This is a genomic window from Ferrimonas balearica, assembly GCF_019802055.1.
Taxonomy (GTDB): domain Bacteria; phylum Pseudomonadota; class Gammaproteobacteria; order Enterobacterales; family Shewanellaceae; genus Ferrimonas; species Ferrimonas balearica_A.
This window is the reverse complement of record NZ_JAHVHW010000007.1, coordinates 331046-347802: the sequence shown is the minus strand read 5'-3', so window position 1 is coordinate 347802 and position 16757 is coordinate 331046. Positions and strand designations below refer to the sequence as shown.

The window sequence follows — 16757 nt, the reverse complement described above, 5'->3', positions numbered from 1 at the left end:
CCGATTCAAAAAGGCCGGGCGAGTGCCCGGCCTGAAAAGGGTTAAGCGTGGTCGCGGAACCAGGCCGCGGCGCCCATCAGCGCAGTATCGCTTTTGAGCGCCAATTCGACCGGTACCGGCTCCAGATAGCCGGTCATGATCCCCTTGTGACCAAACGCCTGGGTAAAGTCACTGTGCTGCAGAAACTCCGCAATGCGGGGCAGAATGCCGCCACCCAGACAGGCGCCGCCGCGGGCCCCCTGCGCCAGAACAAAGTCAGCGGTCACGCTGCCCAGCCAGCGGCAGAACTCCGCCAGAGTTTCCCGGGCCAGCAGGTCTTCGCCCTCCTGCGCCGCACCGGTGATCTCCGCCGGAGTACTCAAGGGAGTCGGCAGCTTCATCAGTTGCCCCATCGCCTGGTAAAGGTTCACCAGGCCGCGCCCGCAGAGGATGGTTTCCACGGAAACGTGAGGGAAGCGACGACGCAGGATCTCAACCAGTGCCGCCTGCCGCTCGTTGGTGGCCGCCAGGCTGATGTGGCCCCCTTCACAGGGGATCGCCAGCCAGCCGCGCTCGGTGGGCACCAGCGAGGCCACACCAAATCCGGTACCCGGCCCCAGCACCACACGGGGGGCGCCCTTCATCGGCTCACCGGGTTTCACAGTCTGACGCTGATGTTCCGGCAGCTGCGGAATGCTGTAGGCGTACGCCACAAAATCGTTGATCACCGCCAGACGCGGCAACTCCAGAGTGCGCTTCAGTTCGCTGACGTTGGCGTACCAGCCCAGGTTGGTCAGCGCGATTCGCTCATCCGCCACCGGTCCTGCCACCGCCAGACAGGCGCCATCCAGCACCACTTCGCCCTCAAGGGTGGCGATGTAGTGCCGCACAACGGTTTCCAGAGAGGGGAAGTCGGCACTCGGAAAGTGGCGAGCCTGCTCGACCTGAATCCCCGCATCCGTGCAGCGGGCAAGGGCAAATCGGGCGTTGGTGCCACCAATATCAGCCACCAGCAGGGTTAGATTGTTCTTTTCCATTGTTCGTTCTCAGCTGAATGGGCCGGTTTCCCGGCAATGTTCACACCCGTTCGCTTGGGGTATAGTGCGTCGGGTACGGTCTTCGCTTGGATAACCATAAAAATCGTCATGAAAGGCAAAGCGACCTCCTTCGACATCGCTCACCTGGCTGGGGTCTCCCAGTCCACGGTCTCCCGGGCCCTGCGCAACAGTCCGCTGGTTAAGCCGGAAACCATTGAAAAGGTGCAGCGCATTGCCCGTGAGCTCAACTACAAGGTGGACAAGCACGCCAGCAGCCTACGCTCTCAACAGAGCGCCACGCTGGCCCTGCTGCTGTTCGAGGACCCAACCACCGATGACTCACTGATCAATCCGTTTTTCCTGTCGATGCTCGGCTCCATCACCCGGGCCTGTGCCCGACAGGGTTTTGACCTGCTGGTGTCGTTCCAGCAGTTGTCCGATGACTGGCATGCAGACTACGAAGACAGCCATAAAGCGGATGGCATCATCCTATTGGGCTATGGCGACGATGTCGACTACCAGCCGAAGCTGCAACAACTGGACCGACAAGGCACCCGCTACGTGCGCTGGGGCCCGCTTTCCGAAGGCTCAGGGCTGTCGGTTGGCTGCGACAACCGGCAGGGTGGGCAGGATGCCACCGAGCATCTGATCCGCCTGAACCGCCGCCGCATCGCCTTTATTGGCAACGCCTCCCACCACTACCCGGAGTTCTTTGCCCGTTACCAGGGTTACGTCCGGGCTTTGATGGAAGCGGGACTCAGTGTTGAACCGGCCCTTCAGCAGGACGCCATCACCACAGAGCAGGCGGGGTACGACGCGGTTGAGGCTCTGCTGCAGCGAGGCACCCGGTTCGACGCCCTGTTTGCCGCCAGCGACCTTATCGCTGTCGGTGCCATGCAGGCGCTGCAGGCTCATGGCCTGCGGGTGCCTGAGGATGTGGCGGTCATGGGATTTGATGACATTCCGGTGGCGCGCTTTGCCTCCCCGCCGCTCTCCACCGTGCGTCAGGACACCAAGCTGGCCGGTGAGCAACTGGTGGAGAGTCTGGTCCGCCAGATCCGCGGCGAGCCAGTCCGCTCCACCACCATCCCTACCCGGCTGATTGCCCGCAAAAGTTGCGGAGAGGGCTAAGCGCCCTACTCCGCCACCAGGGTGCTCAGGGCGGCCTGCAACTCGTCACCCACAATGGCGCCGTCTCGCAGGAACACTCTGACGCCATGGGCGGGCACATCGGCTACCAGTGCCTCGCCCTCGCTCAGCATTACGGTCTCTTCGCTCATGGCATCCCGCCACTGGCCGGGCTGAGCATAGCGCCCCTCCTCCATCCGAACCGGGGTGTCGCCTTTGTTCAGCATCACCAGCGCCGTCTGAGCCTCTCCCTCACGCTGATAGACCCGGTAGAACAGGGCGAGATCGCCCTCCAGCGTCAGGTTAAGTTGCAGACCTCGCTGCAACGCAACGGATTGCTGCCGCACCTTGGCGATTCGGCTCAGGTGGTGGCGGATAGGGTGTTCACGGGCCGCCGCCAGGTTGGCGGTACCAAAATAGTTTCGGTTGCCCGCGTGTTCCGCTTTGCCCCGCTCAAAACCCATCTCGGAGCCGTAGTAGATCACCGGAATGCCCCGGGCGGTAAACAGCCAGTTATGGGCATCGATAAAGCCCTCATCCGTGGCGTTGATGCGGGGCATATCGTGGTTGTCGTAGAAGGTGGTCAGCTCGTAGGGGTTGGCATAGCTGCCGCCGTTCAGATGGAGAGTGGGCGCTAACACCTCGAACCCCGCACCCTGTTCGAAGATCTCACCCAGCGCCGCCTTCATCGGGAAGTCCAGCACGCTCATGCCACCGTTCTCTTCCCGGGTATATTGGCCAATCACTTCGGCGTCGTAGTCATACACCTCGCCAAACATAAACAGGTCCGGGTATTGAGCACGAATGCGACGGCTGAACTCCGCCCAGGCGGGTTTGGGTACGTGTTTGACGGTATCGATGCGAAACGCCGCGGCCCCCTGCTCCAGCCACTGCAGGTAAGCGCCGACAAAGTAGTCCATCACTTCCGGGCGCTCGACATTCATGTCGGCCAACTGCGCCAGATCCGGTTCCGTGTTGAAAAAGCGGTGAAGCGGCTCGTTGACGGGGTCCAGCTCCGACGGGGGCAGATTCTGGTGATCGGCCACCAGGTTACCGTCCCGGTCGTAGAGCTTGCCGAATTCGGGCTGAGGAGCGGGCATGGTGTAGGCGGGCGAGCCGTGATTGATCACCACGTCCAGCACGGTTTTCAGCCCTTTCACCTTCATTGCGGCGGTAAAGGCTGCGTAATCCAGCCCTTCGGAGGGGAGGTGCTTGTCCAGTTGATAGAAGTTCACGCCCCAGTAGCCGTGATACCCCGCCTTGCCCCGATCCATCGCGAACCCTTCCCGACGGATCGGATGCCCTCCGGTAAACGCTTCGGCAGGATTCTGCACAATCGGCGTCATCCAGACAGCGGTAAAGCCCATCTCGGTCACGTAGTCGGCGTTATCCAACAGGCCCTTAAAGTCACCGCCCTGGTATCCCACATTGGCAACATCACCATTGTCCCAGATCAGGGGCTGATCCCAGCCGCTGTCTTTGGGGTAGTTGTTGCCGGGGTCGCCATCCACAAAGCGATCGGTAATCACAAAGTAGATCGCTTCGCTGGCAAACGGATGGGCCGTACCGTAGTACTCCGGTGCGGATTCAGAATTGGCGGCACAACCGCCGAGAGCCACGGCCATCGCCACCGCCACCGCCAGAGGCGTCATAGGTTTCATCATCGCCTCCTCAGGATACGCTGGGGCTTTGGGCCAGAGCGGCGCCGTTCTGGTTGACCCGCAAGGCAGCCACACCGGCAATCACCAGGCTTACGGCACCGATGGCCAGAGCGTAGATGGGCTGGTTATCAAAACCCATACGCAGGATCAGCCCCAGCACACTGGCCGCCAGCAGCTGTGGAATCACGATAAAGAAGTTAAAGATCCCCATATAGACCCCCATCTTGGCCGCCGGCAGACAGCCCGCCAGCATGGCGTAGGGCAGGGACAGAATGGAGGCCCAGGCAAAACCGACGCCAACCATCGCCACCAGCAGCAGCGTTGGGTCGGAGATCACCAGGAATGAGGCCAGACCCGCAGCACCCAGCAGCAGGTTGATCAGGTGTGCCATGCGCAAGCCAAGCTGACGAACCATCACCGGAATCACGATGGCGGCAATGGCGGAGAAACCGTTGTAGGCCGCAAACAGCACCCCCACCCAGTTGGCGCCCTCGTTAAACGCCGCCGAGCTGGGGTCGCTGCTGCCAAAATGCACGCTGGTGACCGCCGCAGTGGTGTAGATCCACATGGCAAACAGGGCAAACCAGGAGAAGAACTGAACCACCGCCAGCTGTTTCATCGGGGTGGGCATGGCAAACAGGTCATCCATTACCGTAGAGAGGCCGTTGTCCGCTTTGCCACTGGCGCGGCCACGGGACACCCACAGCTGGATAAGACCAAACACCGTTAACGCCACGCTGAGGATATAAAGTTGCGGATCCCAGCCCCACAGGTAGATGGCGCCGCTGGCCAGCAAGCCGGGGCTCAGCCAGGCAAAGGCACTGCGACGATAGGCTGCGGCCTCGCGGCGCTCACTGTGGTGACGCTCGCCGGACTCCTGAGCCTCAAACTCCGCCAGTTGCTCCGGCGAATACTCCCGGCTGCGATAGACGGTCCAGCCAACAGCGGCAAACAGCACCACCGCACCGGCATAGAAAGCGTAGCGGACCGTATCGGGGATCATCCCCTCAGGGGCTTCATTGCTGACGCCGAACTTGGCAAGGATCCAGGGCAACATGGACGCCACGACAGCGCCAACGCCGATAAAGAAGCTCTGCATGGCGTAGCCCTTGGCCTGCTGGCGCTTGGGCAGATTATCGCCGACAAAGGCGCGGAAGGGTTCCATCGACACATTGATGGCGGCATCCATGATCCAGAGCATCCCCGCCGCCACCCACAGCACACCGGCATTGGGCATGGCGATCAATGCCAGACTGGTGACCATGGCACCATAGAGGAAATAGGGACGGCGACGACCCAGGCGGGTCCAGGTTTTGTCACTGAAGTGACCGACAATGGGTTGGACGATAAGACCGGTTACCGGGCCGGCGATCCACAACAGCGGGATGGTATCCATCTCGGCGCCGAGGGTTTGAAAGATGCGACTGACGTTGGCGTTTTGAAGTGCAAAACCAAACTGAATGCCGAGAAAGCCAAAGCACATGTTCCAGATCTGCCAAAAGCTCAGATCGGGTTTCTCCTTCACCATCCCAGGTTCCTCTTATTGTTATCGTGGGCTTACCTGCCGGGCTTATCCTAGCCCACTTCGAGACAAGTTCGAACCGCGGCGTTACACCGCCGAGCCCATTGTTACGGGCATGTTCAGGGATGGTAATCAGAGCGCCCCTATGGCAACAATGTCTTGCATACGTATTCATCCTTTCGCCTGCCCTGAAAAGGGGCAGTTGGGCATCGGGGAAAAACCGGTTATCTTCGCCATCTCGCTCCGGGGCGAGGATTGAGGCCCGGCTTGAAGTACAGACTCAGAAACTCAGGAGAAGAGGTGGGAAAAAACGCGCTCAGGGCTCTGCCCCTTGCCCTGTTTTGGGGCACTCTGCCCGCCCATGGCCAGAGCTTCCCCGGACTGGAACAGGCGGTCCGGCAGCAACTTAACGAAGTATTCAGCACCGCTGCGCTGCTGAGTAACACCGAAGCCCTGACTCTGGGCTTTGTGAACTTCGATCCCAATGAGTTCCTGCCCATCGACGACCCGGACTTTGGAGACGAAAACTCCATTGAGCTGCGCAATGACCTGGAGGTATACACCCTGCCCTGGAGCTGGTCTCTGACGCAGTTGGGAGAGGGCGAACTGGGGCTGACTGCACGGGTGAGCTATATCCACTCCAAGCAGGAGCTGTCGCTGTTTCCGCTGGAGGATGCCACGGTCGACATCAATGACGACAAGATCTACACCCTGTTCCTTCAGCCCACGTTCTCCTACCCGCTTGGCAAGCGCTGGCAGTTTCAATTCGGGCTGGGCGCCCACCTGATGCGCTACGACAACGACTTCAGCTTTCGCAATCCCATCACCCGACAGCTGCAACCAGAGATCGATAACCAGCTGACCAACATCACCGTTGATGCCTGGATGCTGCAACCGGAACTGCGGGCGGATTACCGTTTTGTGCGCGGACGCGGCTATTGGCATTATCGCTCTGCCCTGGCCTACAGCTGGGGCCGAACTTTTAACGAACCGGGGCCGATAGTTCAGGGGGATCCGGAAGCCTGGCGATGGCTCAATGGTGTCTCCATACGCCGTCCCTTCCCTGCGGTAATGCCGGCTCAGGACTACCGGGTCACCTTCAACCGCATCGACATCCGGGGAGACACGGAGCGTCCGTTTGATACCAACCACTACTACGAATTCAGCGCAGAGTGGCTGCTCAACACCAAGGGGAAAGTGCCACTTCTGGACGACGTCGGCGTCGGATTGCTGGTCAATTATGGCTCCGCATTGAAGGGCGCCAGCCTGATCCTGGTCTACAACGTGGACTGAATCCGGCGGCCCAGACAAAGCCTAGTTACAAATTCCATCCCCAACCCTCCCTGCCTGACAAGGGACTGATCCTCAACCCCACTTAAGGCCAATCCCTTCTGTGACGCGGCTTACAGCGAAGTCCAAAAACTTGTCACCTCGCCAATCTGGACTAGGCTCAAATCGCTTCGAACCGTTATTCGACACCGGATTTCGGGCCTGATTCGAAGCGGACCGGCCAGCAAAAAGGCCGGCCATGGAAGCTGGAAACAAAGGAGAGGATGATGATGTTACGTAAAACACTGACACTGAGTGTCCTGCTGGCCCTGGCCAGCGCTCCGGCACTGGCGAAAGACGAAGGTTTCTACGTGGGCGCCAGCCTGGGTAGTGCCTCCATTCAGCAGAAAGGCATCGACGACATCGATTTCCCCGAATTCGATGAAAGCGATTTCGCCTGGAAGCTATTCGTTGGTTACCAGTTCGGACCGGTCTTTGCCGTTGAAGGCAGCTACCGGGATCTGGGTTCCCCCACCGCTGGCGCAGCCAAAGTTGACCCCTATGGCCTTGACGTGTTCGCCGTCGCGGGTATCCCGTTAGGGCCCATCCGTGGTTTCGGTAAGCTGGGCGGGATCTACTGGGATTCGGACACCAAGTTTGAAGGCCAGAAATCCAGTGACGACGGCTTTGACTTAGCCGCTGGCGTTGGCCTGGAGTTTGAACTGGGCAGCTTCGCCATCCGCGGTGAAGTGGAGTACCTGGATATCCTGGACGAAACCTGGATGTACACCATCGGGGCCACCATTACCTTCTGAGTAACACCCCAAAAGTAAGCCGCCCCGATGGGCGGCTTATTTGGTTCATCGGATAACCAACTGATGATGTCGTTGCTGCCAGTTTATCGGAACGGTAAGGTGTCCGTCCTGCCATTCAAATTTCACCGTTTTACCATCCAGGCTGACGCGTTCCGGTGCGTGGGAGAGGTGATGCACCTCCAGGCTCAGCGCACGTTGGGCCGGACGACCGGGGTAGTCGCCGTCTGAGGTCAAATCGATGACCAGCGCCTCGCCGTTGCGGCTTGCTTCAAAGCTCAACAACTCATAGGCGTTCTCTGCCAGCGCGTTGGGGTTGCGGCCATCGTCCTCGTACATCTGGCCCTTTGCCTCCGTCACACTGTCATCGTGGTAGTAATGCAGGCTCAACTCAGCACTGCTGTACTCCGCCGTCGAGCGCATGGCGTCCACCATGGGAACAAAGCTGCCCGCCCGTACCAACACCGGCAGGGTATCCAGGGTGACCGGCACAGAGACCGCTTTGCCGCCTTCGTGTCGTTCGCCACGGAAGTAATCGAACCAGACGCCTTCAGGCAGGGTAACCGATACGGCAGTGACGCCGGGATGCACCACCGGCGCCACCAGGAAGGCATCGCCCCAGAGGTAGGCGTCTTTGTTGTCGAACGCACTCAGGTCGCTCTCATTCTCAAACATCAGGGGACGCATCAGCGGCAGGCCGGTGGCGCTGTTCTGGTAAGCCAGGGTGTAGTTATAGGGCAGCATGCGATAGCGCAGCTTCACCCAGTCCCTCAGAGTGTCGCGGGTCGCTTTGTCGTGAAACACCGGCTCCGGCGCGATGTTCTCCTGAGCGTGGGGGCGATACACCGGCTGGAACACGCCGTACTGCATCCAGCGGATGTACATCTCGGCGTCAAACGCCTCGCCACCGGCAAAGCCCCCAAGATCGGAGTGGGTGTAGCCCAAACCCAGCACCCCCATCTGCAGTGACAGCTCAACCTGGGGCTGCAAGCCGCCCCAGCTTCGGCTGACGTCGCCGGTCCAGGGGATCATCCCGTAACGCTGAGAGCCGACAAAGCCGGAGCGCATCATGATCATCGGGCGCTGGTCCGGCTGTGCCTTACGCAGCCCCTCATACACCATCCTGGCCCACTGGTGGCCGTAGGCGTTATGGATCTCATCCGCCGTACCGATGGCGTGGACGGTGTCGTGGGGGTGCACTTCCGGCTCACCCAGATCGCCCCACCAGCCGCTAACGCCCTGCTCCATCAACCCCTGATAGATCCCCCAGAACCAACCTTGCCCCTTATCTGAAAACACATCGATAAGGCCGGTGTTGCCGAAGTAGAAGTCAAAAGTCTTGGGTTGGCCCGCCAGGTTTTGCGCCAGTGCACCCGCCTCCACCGCTTCCTCCCAGCGTTTGGAGGTGGTCAGCACAAAGGGCTCGGTGATCAGGATGGTGTTCACCCCGTCCGCCTGGAAATCGGCGATCATCTTCTCCGGAGTGGGAAACGCCTCGTAGTCCCAGGCCAGGTTGCCCATATGGCCCTGCACATCCTTACCGAACCAGTAGAGATCCAGCACGATGGCGTCCAGCGGGTAATCCTCTTCCCGGAACCGGGCGACGGTGTCCCGGGCTTCCTGCTCAGTGTGGTAGCCAAAACGGGAGGCGAAGTTGCCCAGCGCCCAACGCGGCGGTAACGGCTGACGCCCGGTGGCGGCGGTCAGGTTCTCAATCACTTCGGGGTAGTGTTCCCCCGCAGCCACCAGATAGGCGGTACGCCCGCCTACCGCTTCGAACTGCAGCACATCGGATTCGGTTTTGCCCATGTCCATCCAGCCGGTGGCGGAGTTGTCGAACACCAGGGCGTATTTGTTGGAGGAGAGCACCGCGGGCAGACCGTAGTACATCTGCTCAGCATGGGTGGTGTAACCGTAGGAAGCCTTGTTGTAGAGCGGCAGGCGATGGCCACGGCGGTTCATGCCATTGGCACTCTCCTGACCCAGCACCCGCTGGCCGCCGCCAATCAGCTTCTCCTCCTCACTCAGGGCAAAACGGAAGCCACGCAGGTTATCGTGGAGAAACAGGCCGCTCTCCTCCGCCAGCACCACCTCACCGTTATGCATAAAGCTGAGTTTGAAGGGGCTGGTTTCAATGACGGCGGTCAGTTCTGGCAGTTGATAGTGCCACTGGCCGTCATGTCGGGTCAGCGTGCCCTTTACCACCGGGGCCTGCTCATCAATGGCAAAGGCTGGCAGCTGTTTTACGCCGGGCTGCTCGTAGTGCACCGCCAGCGCGCCCTCGCCGTAGCCACTGAGGGTGACGGTGCCTTCGTCGGTGATCAGCACCAGATTGCCCTGGTCAAAGTGGTGGCCGGTAAGGGTGGCCGCCAGGGTCGGGGCGCTCAACAGCAGCGCCAGACTGGCGGCAAAGGGGGTCAGGATCCGATTCATGGTTTGCCTCTTGTTCTTATTATTTCAGTTCCAGGATCCGGGACTGCAGGGGCGCCAGCGTCAGGGCCACCTGCCCTTCGCCATTCTCCACCTGCAGCATCAAAGTGTCGCCGCTCAGTTGGTCAGTCAGGGGGTGCTGCCCGTCTGCCAACTGCCACTGGCGGATCCGCTCAGCCGGGATACGCAGCGTCAGCTCACTGCCCTGCTGCTGATCAAAATTGGCGGCGATAACCAGCTTCTGCGCATCGCTCCAGCGCAGATAGCTGTAGAGGCGGCTGCTGTAGCCCGGCGTCCGGGCGTTGGCGCTGTGGATCTCCGCATACTCACCCATCAGTGCCGGGCTGCTCACCACAAACTGCATCAGGCGGATGTAGTAATCCCGCAGCGCTTGCTCGTCGGCACTCAGGGCACCGCCATCAAAGGCGCCATCGTTCATCCAGCGCTGATGGGCCGGTACGCCCCAGTAGTCGAAGATGGTGGTACGGGTGGCTTTACCAAACCCGGCATCCCCCTCGCCCGGTTCTCCCACATCCTGCCCGAAATAGAGCATGGTGGGGGAGGTGCTCAGGGTGGCGGAGAGCACCATGGCCGGCAGGGCGTTTTCGGCCTTACCGGCGAAGTCCGGGCTGGCGATGCGCTGCTCATCGTGGTTTTCCAGGAAGTGCAGCATATGGTGCTCGATGTCCGCTTTGGCGGCCTGAATCGGCACGATGGCGTCGGTGCTTTCCCGCCCCTGGATGATCGCCTTCAGGCTGTCGTAGAGATCCACCTTGTCGTAGAGGTAATCCATCTTGCCCAAGTGCAGGTAGTCCCGGTAGAGGTGGGGCTGGTACACCTCCGCCAGCAGGAAGGCATCCGGGTTCACCTGTTTGATGTGGCTGTTGAGGTAGCTCCAGAACGCCACCGGCACCATCTCTGCCATGTCATAGCGGAAGCCATCGATGCCGAACTCGGTCCAGAACAGCACGATGTCCCGGAACTTCTCCCAGGAATCCGGCACATCCTTGCCCTGCCAGAACTGGTAGTGCTCAGTCACATCCAGCGTGGCGTACTCTGCGGGCAGTTCAGGGAAATCATGGGAGCCATCGGGGCGGACGCCGTAATTCACTTTGACGGTTTCGTACCAGTCGTGGAAATGGGGCTGGGCAGAGCGGGCGCCATTGCCGGTCCACTTGGCGGGGTTTTCGGCAAACTCGCCGTCCGCCAGCGGATGCGGTTCACCGCCGATGGGCTGATACCCATCGAGCCACTGCGGCACTTTAAAGGGCTGACCCACCACGTAGTAAAAGTTGTTGTCCCGGGCATACTCAACGCCGGTGTCATCACTGGCGCCGAAATCCTCTACCCCTTCCGGTTTGCCCAGAGAGTGGTAGTCCCGGGCGATGTGGTTCGGCACGATGTCGATGATCACCTTCAGGCCATGCTGATGGCTGCGCTCCACCAGCGCCTTGAACTCCGCCATCCGGTTGGCCGGGTCCTTCGCCATGTCCGGGTTGACGCTGTAGTAATCCTTTACTGCATAGGGGGAGCCAGCACGGCCCTTAATCACGTCCGGATCGTCATTGCTGATCCCATACCCGGTGTAATCCCCCACCAGGGCATGATGCAGAACGCCGGTGTACCAGACGTGGCTGACCCCCAACTCCTTAATTCCTTCCAACGCCTCATCGGTGATGTCGTTGAACTTGCCGACGCCGTTCTGCTCCTTGGTGCCCCAGGGAATGTTGGCGGTTTCGGTGTTGCCAAACAGACGGGTGAACATCTGGTACACCACAGCCTTGTTTGGCTGAACACGCTGCCCGGCGGTTTCGCTCTGAGCTGGCGTTTGACTGCAGGCCGCCAATCCAAGCGTGGAGGCCAGTGCGATCGCAAGGGGACGAAGGGCGAATCGAATCATGTGGGGGTCTCTCATTGTTGTTATTGCTTTGGTCTATCCGGTCAGTTTGTGCCGGGGCTGGCAGGGCAGTATTGGGACAAAAACGCCCGGTGCTCCGGCAAGCGCGCCACAGTATGGTCAATGATGGCGCTCAGGTTGTTCAGATAATCACTCAGTTGAGCTTCGGAGAGCCCGTCGGCCATCGGGTGCCAGGCGTTGGGCGTCACCCTCTGCCCCAGCATCACCTGCTGCCAGGCGGCTTCGGTAAAGAGCTCATCCTGCTGCCGCACAATGCGGCCACTTTCACGAAACAGCGCCAGTTTCCGACTCAGGGACTCCGGCAGCGCCATGGTGCGGCAATGCCGCCACAGTGGCGTCTCACCCCGTTGGTTAAGGTGGTAATGGAGAATGATAAAGTCGCGGATCTGCTCAAACTCCAACTTCGACTGGTGGTTGTACTCCTGCCGCAGCGCATCCATCGACGTTCCCACCTGGGGAAACAGTTTGACCAGGCGCATGATGGCACTCTGGATCAGGTGAATGCTGGTGGACTCCAGTGGCTCCAGAAATCCGCTGGAGAGACCGATGGCGATGCAGTTGCGCTGCCACTGCCGCAACCGACGGCCAACCCGGAATCGAATCAGCCGGGGTTCCGCCAGCGGCTCACTCTCAAGATTGGCAAGCAGCAACTCCCGGGCTTCGGACTCACCAAGGTAACGGCTGGCAAACACCAGACCGTTGCCGGTTCGATGCTGCAGGGGGATCTGCCACTGCCATCCTGCCTCATGGGCAATAGAGCGGGTATAGGGGCGCAGCGTCTCACCATTGGCCGTGGGCACCGCCCAGGCACGATCGCAGGGTAACCAGTGGGACCAGTCCTCGAAGCCGCTGTTGAGGGCTTGCTCAATCAACCGGGCACTCAGACCGGAGCAGTCGATAAAGAGGTCGCCTTCGACGCGCTGCCCATCCGCCAGAATCAGCGCCTGAATGTCACCATTGGGATGTTGCTCAACCTGTTCCACCAACCCTTCAACACGTTGCACACCACGCTGCTCACTCAGTTGGCGCAGGTAGGCGGCATAGAGCCCGGCGTCAAAATGGTAGGCGTGAGTCAGGCCAGCCAGGGGGGTGCCTTCGATGCGCTCCAGTGGCGAAAAGCGGTTGGCAGCGGCCGCCTGGTGGTTAAGGGAGTAGCGCCAGAGGTCGGCGATGTTAGAAGGGTTGCCCCCCTGGCTGCGGAGCCACAAATGATAGAAAGGCGCCAGGCCCAGATCCCGCCCTATCGGCCCAAAAGCGTGCTGATAGTGCTCACCGGGCTTACCCCAGTGCTCAAACTGGATACCGAGTTTGATGGTGCCCTGGGTCGCGGCCATAAACGCCGCTTCATCGATGCCCAGAGCCCGATTGAACAGCGTCAGCGGTGGGATGGAAGCTTCGCCGACACCCACAGTGCCAATCTGCTCCGACTCCACCAGAGTCAGAGTGATGCCATGACCCATCACCTTTGACAGCATCGCGGCGGTCATCCAGCCTGCGCTGCCGCCACCAAGGATCACCACCTGTTGTTGCTGCATGCCAACTCCTTGCGCCGTTACCCTGTTCCATTGAACGCGTCAGCAGGGTGAGGGCCGATCCAATCGGCATTGCGAACCGTCCGGCCCGCTCCGTTTTACCCTGTGGCGAACCCACTGTGACAGCGGGCTTGCCAGAGGGCAAAAAAAGCCCCTGCAACTTGCATTACAGGGGCCCTTGTTCAGGCGAGTGGCAGTACCTTAGAAGGTGTAGCTGCCGCCGACCATGATGGTACGACCGTAGCTCTGGTAGTCACGCACCAGACGCTTGTCGCCGTTCTCGTAGGTCTTGAAGGGCTCGTCGGTCAGGTTCAGGCCCTGAACCAGCAGCGTCAAACCTTCCAGCGAAGCGATGCCGGAGTGAGAGAAGTCGTAGCCGATCTGCGCGTCAACGATGGTTTCGCTGTCCACGTAGCGCTTGTCACGGGCCAGACTCAGGCCGCTCACTTCACCCAGGAACTCGGAGCGATAACGGGCGCTGACACGGAACTGGAAGCCGTAGTCCTCGTAGTAAACGCTGGAGTTCACCACGTCTTTGGACAGGCCCGGCAGTTCCAGCGGCTCGCTGTCGCTGGTTTCCTTCACTTCACTGTCGGTGTAGGAGTAGTTCACGGAGGCACCGAAGCCGGAGAGGGCATCGTGCAGCAGGTCACCGGTCAGGGAGAGCGTCACTTCACCACCCCAGATGTAACCGCCCTGACCGTTCTGCCAGATACTGACGTAGCCTTCACGCAGCGCCGGCTCTTCGCCCGCAACCGGGATGCCGGTGAAATCACCGATGGTCTGCTGCTGGAAGATGTAGTTTTCCAGATCCTTGTAGTAGACCGCCGCAGCGAAGTAGCTGGTGCCGGAGAAGTAGTTCTCGTAGCTCAGGTCATACTGCCAGGCCATCCACGGCTCCAGCTCCGGGTTGCCGCCGCTGCCGCCCCAGGGGGAGTCATCGATGTCGATGGAATCCACCTTGTCGGCGTTGTAGGACAGTTCCAGGCTGGCGTTCATCTGGTCCATACGGGCACGAGCCAGGGTGCGGGCGATGCCCAGACGCACGTACTGGTCGTTGGCCACTTCCAGGCTCAGGTTGAGACTGGGCAGGAACTCCCAGTAATCGCTGCCGCCGGTCAGGGGTACGACCTGAATGTCACCGTTCTCATCCACCAGAGTGCCGAAGCCGTCAGAGCTCTGGTCGGTGTACACCGCCTGCAGACCAACATTACCGCGCAGAGGCATGTGGCCCAGCTCAGTCAGGATGTCCGCTTTCACGTAGGAGGTCATCACCTCCTCCTGCACGCCCCAGGACTTGGTCTTACGCCAGGCGTCCAGTTGCAGCGCATCGAACTCGTTGTAGAAGTCGCCGCTGTTGTAGAGCGCACGAGAGTCGAAGCTGAGCAGATTGCCAATGCCGATAAAGCCCAGGTTCACCGGAGAAAGCAGGTACTGGGACGGTACCGGCGTCGCGGCATCGCCTTTCAGCTGCAGATAAGCGGCCTGGTAGTCCTTGTTCTTCTCGCGGTTGGTGTAGTTCACGCCGAACTCCACCTGGGAGATGGCGCCGGACTCGATGATGCGAGCCGCGCTCAGACGAACGGCAGACAGCTCATCTTCCAGATCGATGTCGTTGATGAAGCCGTCCTGGATGCCGTTGGCAAAGCCCCACCCCTGCGGGTTACCCAGCTGCACCAGCGCCGGGTCGGCGTAGTTGGTGTCGGTGTTGAAGATGGCACCTGCGTTGGTCATCACAAAACCGAACTCATCCTTCAGCCCCTCGTCGTAGCCACGGCCGATACCGGAGTAGCTTTCCAGGGAGAAGGTGCGGCTGTTGGCCTTGGAGTAGGAGAAGTCTGCCTCTGCGCTCCAGAGATCATTCAGCAGGTAGCTGATGTTCCAGCCCACGGCGGCCAGATCGGCGTCGCGGTCTTCGAAGTCGTTACGGATCAGCGGCTTGACGCCGCTGAAGGTGCCTTCGGTTACCAGGCCGTTCTCTACAACTGCACTGTTGGGGTCCAGCTGAGCGGCACTCCAGGCCAGCGGGATTTCCGCACCGCGCAGGCTGTAGTTGTCCTGAAAGTCGGTGTAGAACACGTCCAGGGTGGAGTGCAGGCGGTCGTTGGGGGCGTACTCAATCACCGCCATTACGCCGTCACGCTCCAGCTCGGAGGATTGAACGTAAGGCTTGTAGCCACCCATCACCAGCGGGCTGCCCTCAACCGCATCGGTGTTGGGGTAACCCCAAACATGGGTGCGCTCAAACTGGCTCGGGCTGGACATGGAGGAGAGGCCGATGGCCACACCCAAAGTGTCATCAAAGAACTGGTCGATGTAGGAGAAGCTGAAGCGGTAACCGGTGTTGTCCACATCCGGGTTCAGCTGGTCCATATCGTTCTCTTCGTAACGACCGTTGACCACGATGGTCTGCTCGCCATAAGCCAGCGGACGCACAGTCTGCAGATCCACGGTACCGCCGATGGCCTGCGCCATTACGGTGGCATCCGGTGTCTTGTAGACCACAGCGGAGTTGATCAGCTCAGAGGGGTATTGGTCGAACTCGACACCACGGTTCTCGTTTACGGTGACCTGCTCGCGGCCATTGAGAGTGGCGGTGGTGAAATCGGGAGCCAGACCGCGGATGGACACCACGTTGGCGCGGCCATTAAGGCGCTGAGTAGTCAGACCCGGCAAACGGGCAAGGGATTCGGCAATACTGTTATCAGGCAGCTTACCGATGTCTTCCGCCGAAATGGCTTCGACGATTGAGGTGTTGTCCATCTTCTCGGCCTGGGCAGCGGCCAGAGAGCGGCGGATGCCGCGGACTTCAATGACTTCTACAGCTTGCGCTTCATCCTGCTGCGGCGCTACCTCTTCCGCCGCATAGGCAACAGCACTCATACCAGCAGCAACCAGAGCCAGCGTAAGCACACTCGGCTTAAACGGTGACATGTTCTCTTCCCCCTTGAGGTGTTTTATTTTCGTCCTTGGTTTGTCGTCAGCGACACCGCGTCGTGTACTGCTCTGGCGCCATCGCCTCAGGCAAGCCCGCTGTGACTTGTTGTTGGCAGATGGTAATCAGGGGGTTAATTGGCAAACAATCTTATGCATACGTATTCATGGATTTTTCGTCACCCGGATGACACCGTCTTCGCCCCAAAAAAGGGCAGCTAAATCCCCAACCCCAAAGGGTTACACGGACGTGACGGCATCGGTAAAAAAACGCAGTCTGCCGGTTACCAGCCATCGCCTCAAGCCGATTCTGCCCCAAATTGGTGCGAAAGATGTTTCCCAATGGCGCAGGGTTTCGCCACTCAGACCTCTTGACTTGCCTCATCGAATCAATGAGGGCGAAATTTGGCCGGTCATCACCGCCCTCCTCCCGACTTCAGCAACCCGTTTCCGCGAGTCTCCCACCCACAGCCGACTGAACCGCGAAGTGTGCCACCAACCGAAAATGTTATGCATACGTATGCAGGATGACTCC

At 60.2% G+C, this 16757-nt stretch carries 10 protein-coding genes; 3 read left to right on the top strand and 7 right to left on the bottom strand.

Annotated elements, in window-relative coordinates:
• Nucleotides 1–41 precede the first annotated feature (41 nt).
• Nucleotides 42–1016 (bottom strand): glucokinase, encoded by a 975-nt coding sequence (gene glk, locus KUV52_RS09195; protein ID WP_222525646.1) that lies wholly within the window; start codon nt 1014–1016, stop codon nt 42–44.
• A 108-nt stretch (nt 1017–1124) separates the two neighbouring features.
• Here glk and KUV52_RS09190 point away from each other — a divergent pair, with 108 nt between their 5' ends.
• Entirely contained in the window at nt 1125–2147 is a 1023-nt protein-coding gene (locus KUV52_RS09190; RefSeq protein WP_222525645.1) for a LacI family DNA-binding transcriptional regulator, read from the top strand.
• A 5-nt stretch (nt 2148–2152) separates the two neighbouring features.
• Here the strand turns inward: KUV52_RS09190 and KUV52_RS09185 are convergent, their stop codons facing one another.
• Together KUV52_RS09185 and KUV52_RS09180 are read right to left on the bottom strand one after the other, a co-directional pair.
• Entirely contained in the window at nt 2153–3808 is a 1656-nt protein-coding gene (locus tag KUV52_RS09185; protein ID WP_409996475.1) for an alpha-amylase family glycosyl hydrolase, read from the bottom strand.
• A 7-nt stretch (nt 3809–3815) separates the two neighbouring features.
• Nucleotides 3816–5333, bottom strand: coding sequence for an MFS transporter (locus KUV52_RS09180; protein ID WP_222525644.1), 1518 nt, complete (start codon nt 5331–5333; stop codon nt 3816–3818).
• Nucleotides 5334–5627: 294 nt separating this feature from the next.
• Between KUV52_RS09180 and KUV52_RS09175 the strand changes: the two genes are divergently transcribed.
• Complete coding sequence (locus KUV52_RS09175; protein ID WP_222525643.1) at nt 5628–6620, top strand: Solitary outer membrane autotransporter beta-barrel domain; 993 nt, start codon at nt 5628–5630, stop codon at nt 6618–6620.
• Between the two features lie 263 nt (nt 6621–6883).
• A complete protein-coding gene (locus KUV52_RS09170; RefSeq protein WP_222525642.1) occupies nt 6884–7411 on the top strand; it encodes an outer membrane beta-barrel protein in 528 nt (175 codons plus the stop codon).
• A gap of 45 nt (nt 7412–7456) precedes the next feature.
• Here the strand turns inward: KUV52_RS09170 and KUV52_RS09165 are convergent, their stop codons facing one another.
• From KUV52_RS09165 to KUV52_RS09150, 4 genes are all read right to left on the bottom strand, one after another.
• On the bottom strand, nt 7457–9841 hold the full coding sequence (locus tag KUV52_RS09165; RefSeq protein WP_222525641.1) for a TIM-barrel domain-containing protein: 2385 nt from the start codon (nt 9839–9841) through the stop codon (nt 7457–7459).
• Between the two features lie 19 nt (nt 9842–9860).
• Entirely contained in the window at nt 9861–11738 is a 1878-nt protein-coding gene (locus KUV52_RS09160) for an alpha-amylase family protein (RefSeq protein WP_222525640.1), read from the bottom strand.
• 41 nt (nt 11739–11779) lie between these two features.
• On the bottom strand, nt 11780–13291 hold the full coding sequence (locus KUV52_RS09155) for a tryptophan halogenase family protein (protein ID WP_222525639.1): 1512 nt from the start codon (nt 13289–13291) through the stop codon (nt 11780–11782).
• A 198-nt stretch (nt 13292–13489) separates the two neighbouring features.
• On the bottom strand, nt 13490–16222 hold the full coding sequence (locus KUV52_RS09150) for a TonB-dependent receptor (RefSeq protein WP_222525638.1): 2733 nt from the start codon (nt 16220–16222) through the stop codon (nt 13490–13492).
• Nucleotides 16223–16757: the final 535 nt, after the last annotated feature.

What these genes read in the sequence shown, in the direction of transcription:
- KUV52_RS09180 (WP_222525644.1), bottom strand. Translation starts at nt 5,333, where the DNA reads ATGGTGAAGGAGAAACCCGATCTGAGCTTTTGGCAGATCTGGAACATG.
- KUV52_RS09190 (WP_222525645.1), top strand. Translation starts at nt 1,125, where the DNA reads ATGAAAGGCAAAGCGACCTCCTTCGACATCGCTCACCTGGCTGGGGTC.
- KUV52_RS09170 (WP_222525642.1), top strand. Translation starts at nt 6,884, where the DNA reads ATGATGTTACGTAAAACACTGACACTGAGTGTCCTGCTGGCCCTGGCC.
- KUV52_RS09155 (WP_222525639.1), bottom strand. Translation starts at nt 13,291, where the DNA reads ATGCAGCAACAACAGGTGGTGATCCTTGGTGGCGGCAGCGCAGGCTGG.
- KUV52_RS09165 (WP_222525641.1), bottom strand. Translation starts at nt 9,841, where the DNA reads ATGAATCGGATCCTGACCCCCTTTGCCGCCAGTCTGGCGCTGCTGTTG.
- KUV52_RS09185 (WP_409996475.1), bottom strand. Translation starts at nt 3,808, where the DNA reads ATGATGAAACCTATGACGCCTCTGGCGGTGGCGGTGGCGATGGCCGTG.
- KUV52_RS09150 (WP_222525638.1), bottom strand. Translation starts at nt 16,222, where the DNA reads ATGTCACCGTTTAAGCCGAGTGTGCTTACGCTGGCTCTGGTTGCTGCT.
- glk (WP_222525646.1), bottom strand. Translation starts at nt 1,016, where the DNA reads ATGGAAAAGAACAATCTAACCCTGCTGGTGGCTGATATTGGTGGCACC.
- KUV52_RS09160 (WP_222525640.1), bottom strand. Translation starts at nt 11,738, where the DNA reads ATGATTCGATTCGCCCTTCGTCCCCTTGCGATCGCACTGGCCTCCACG.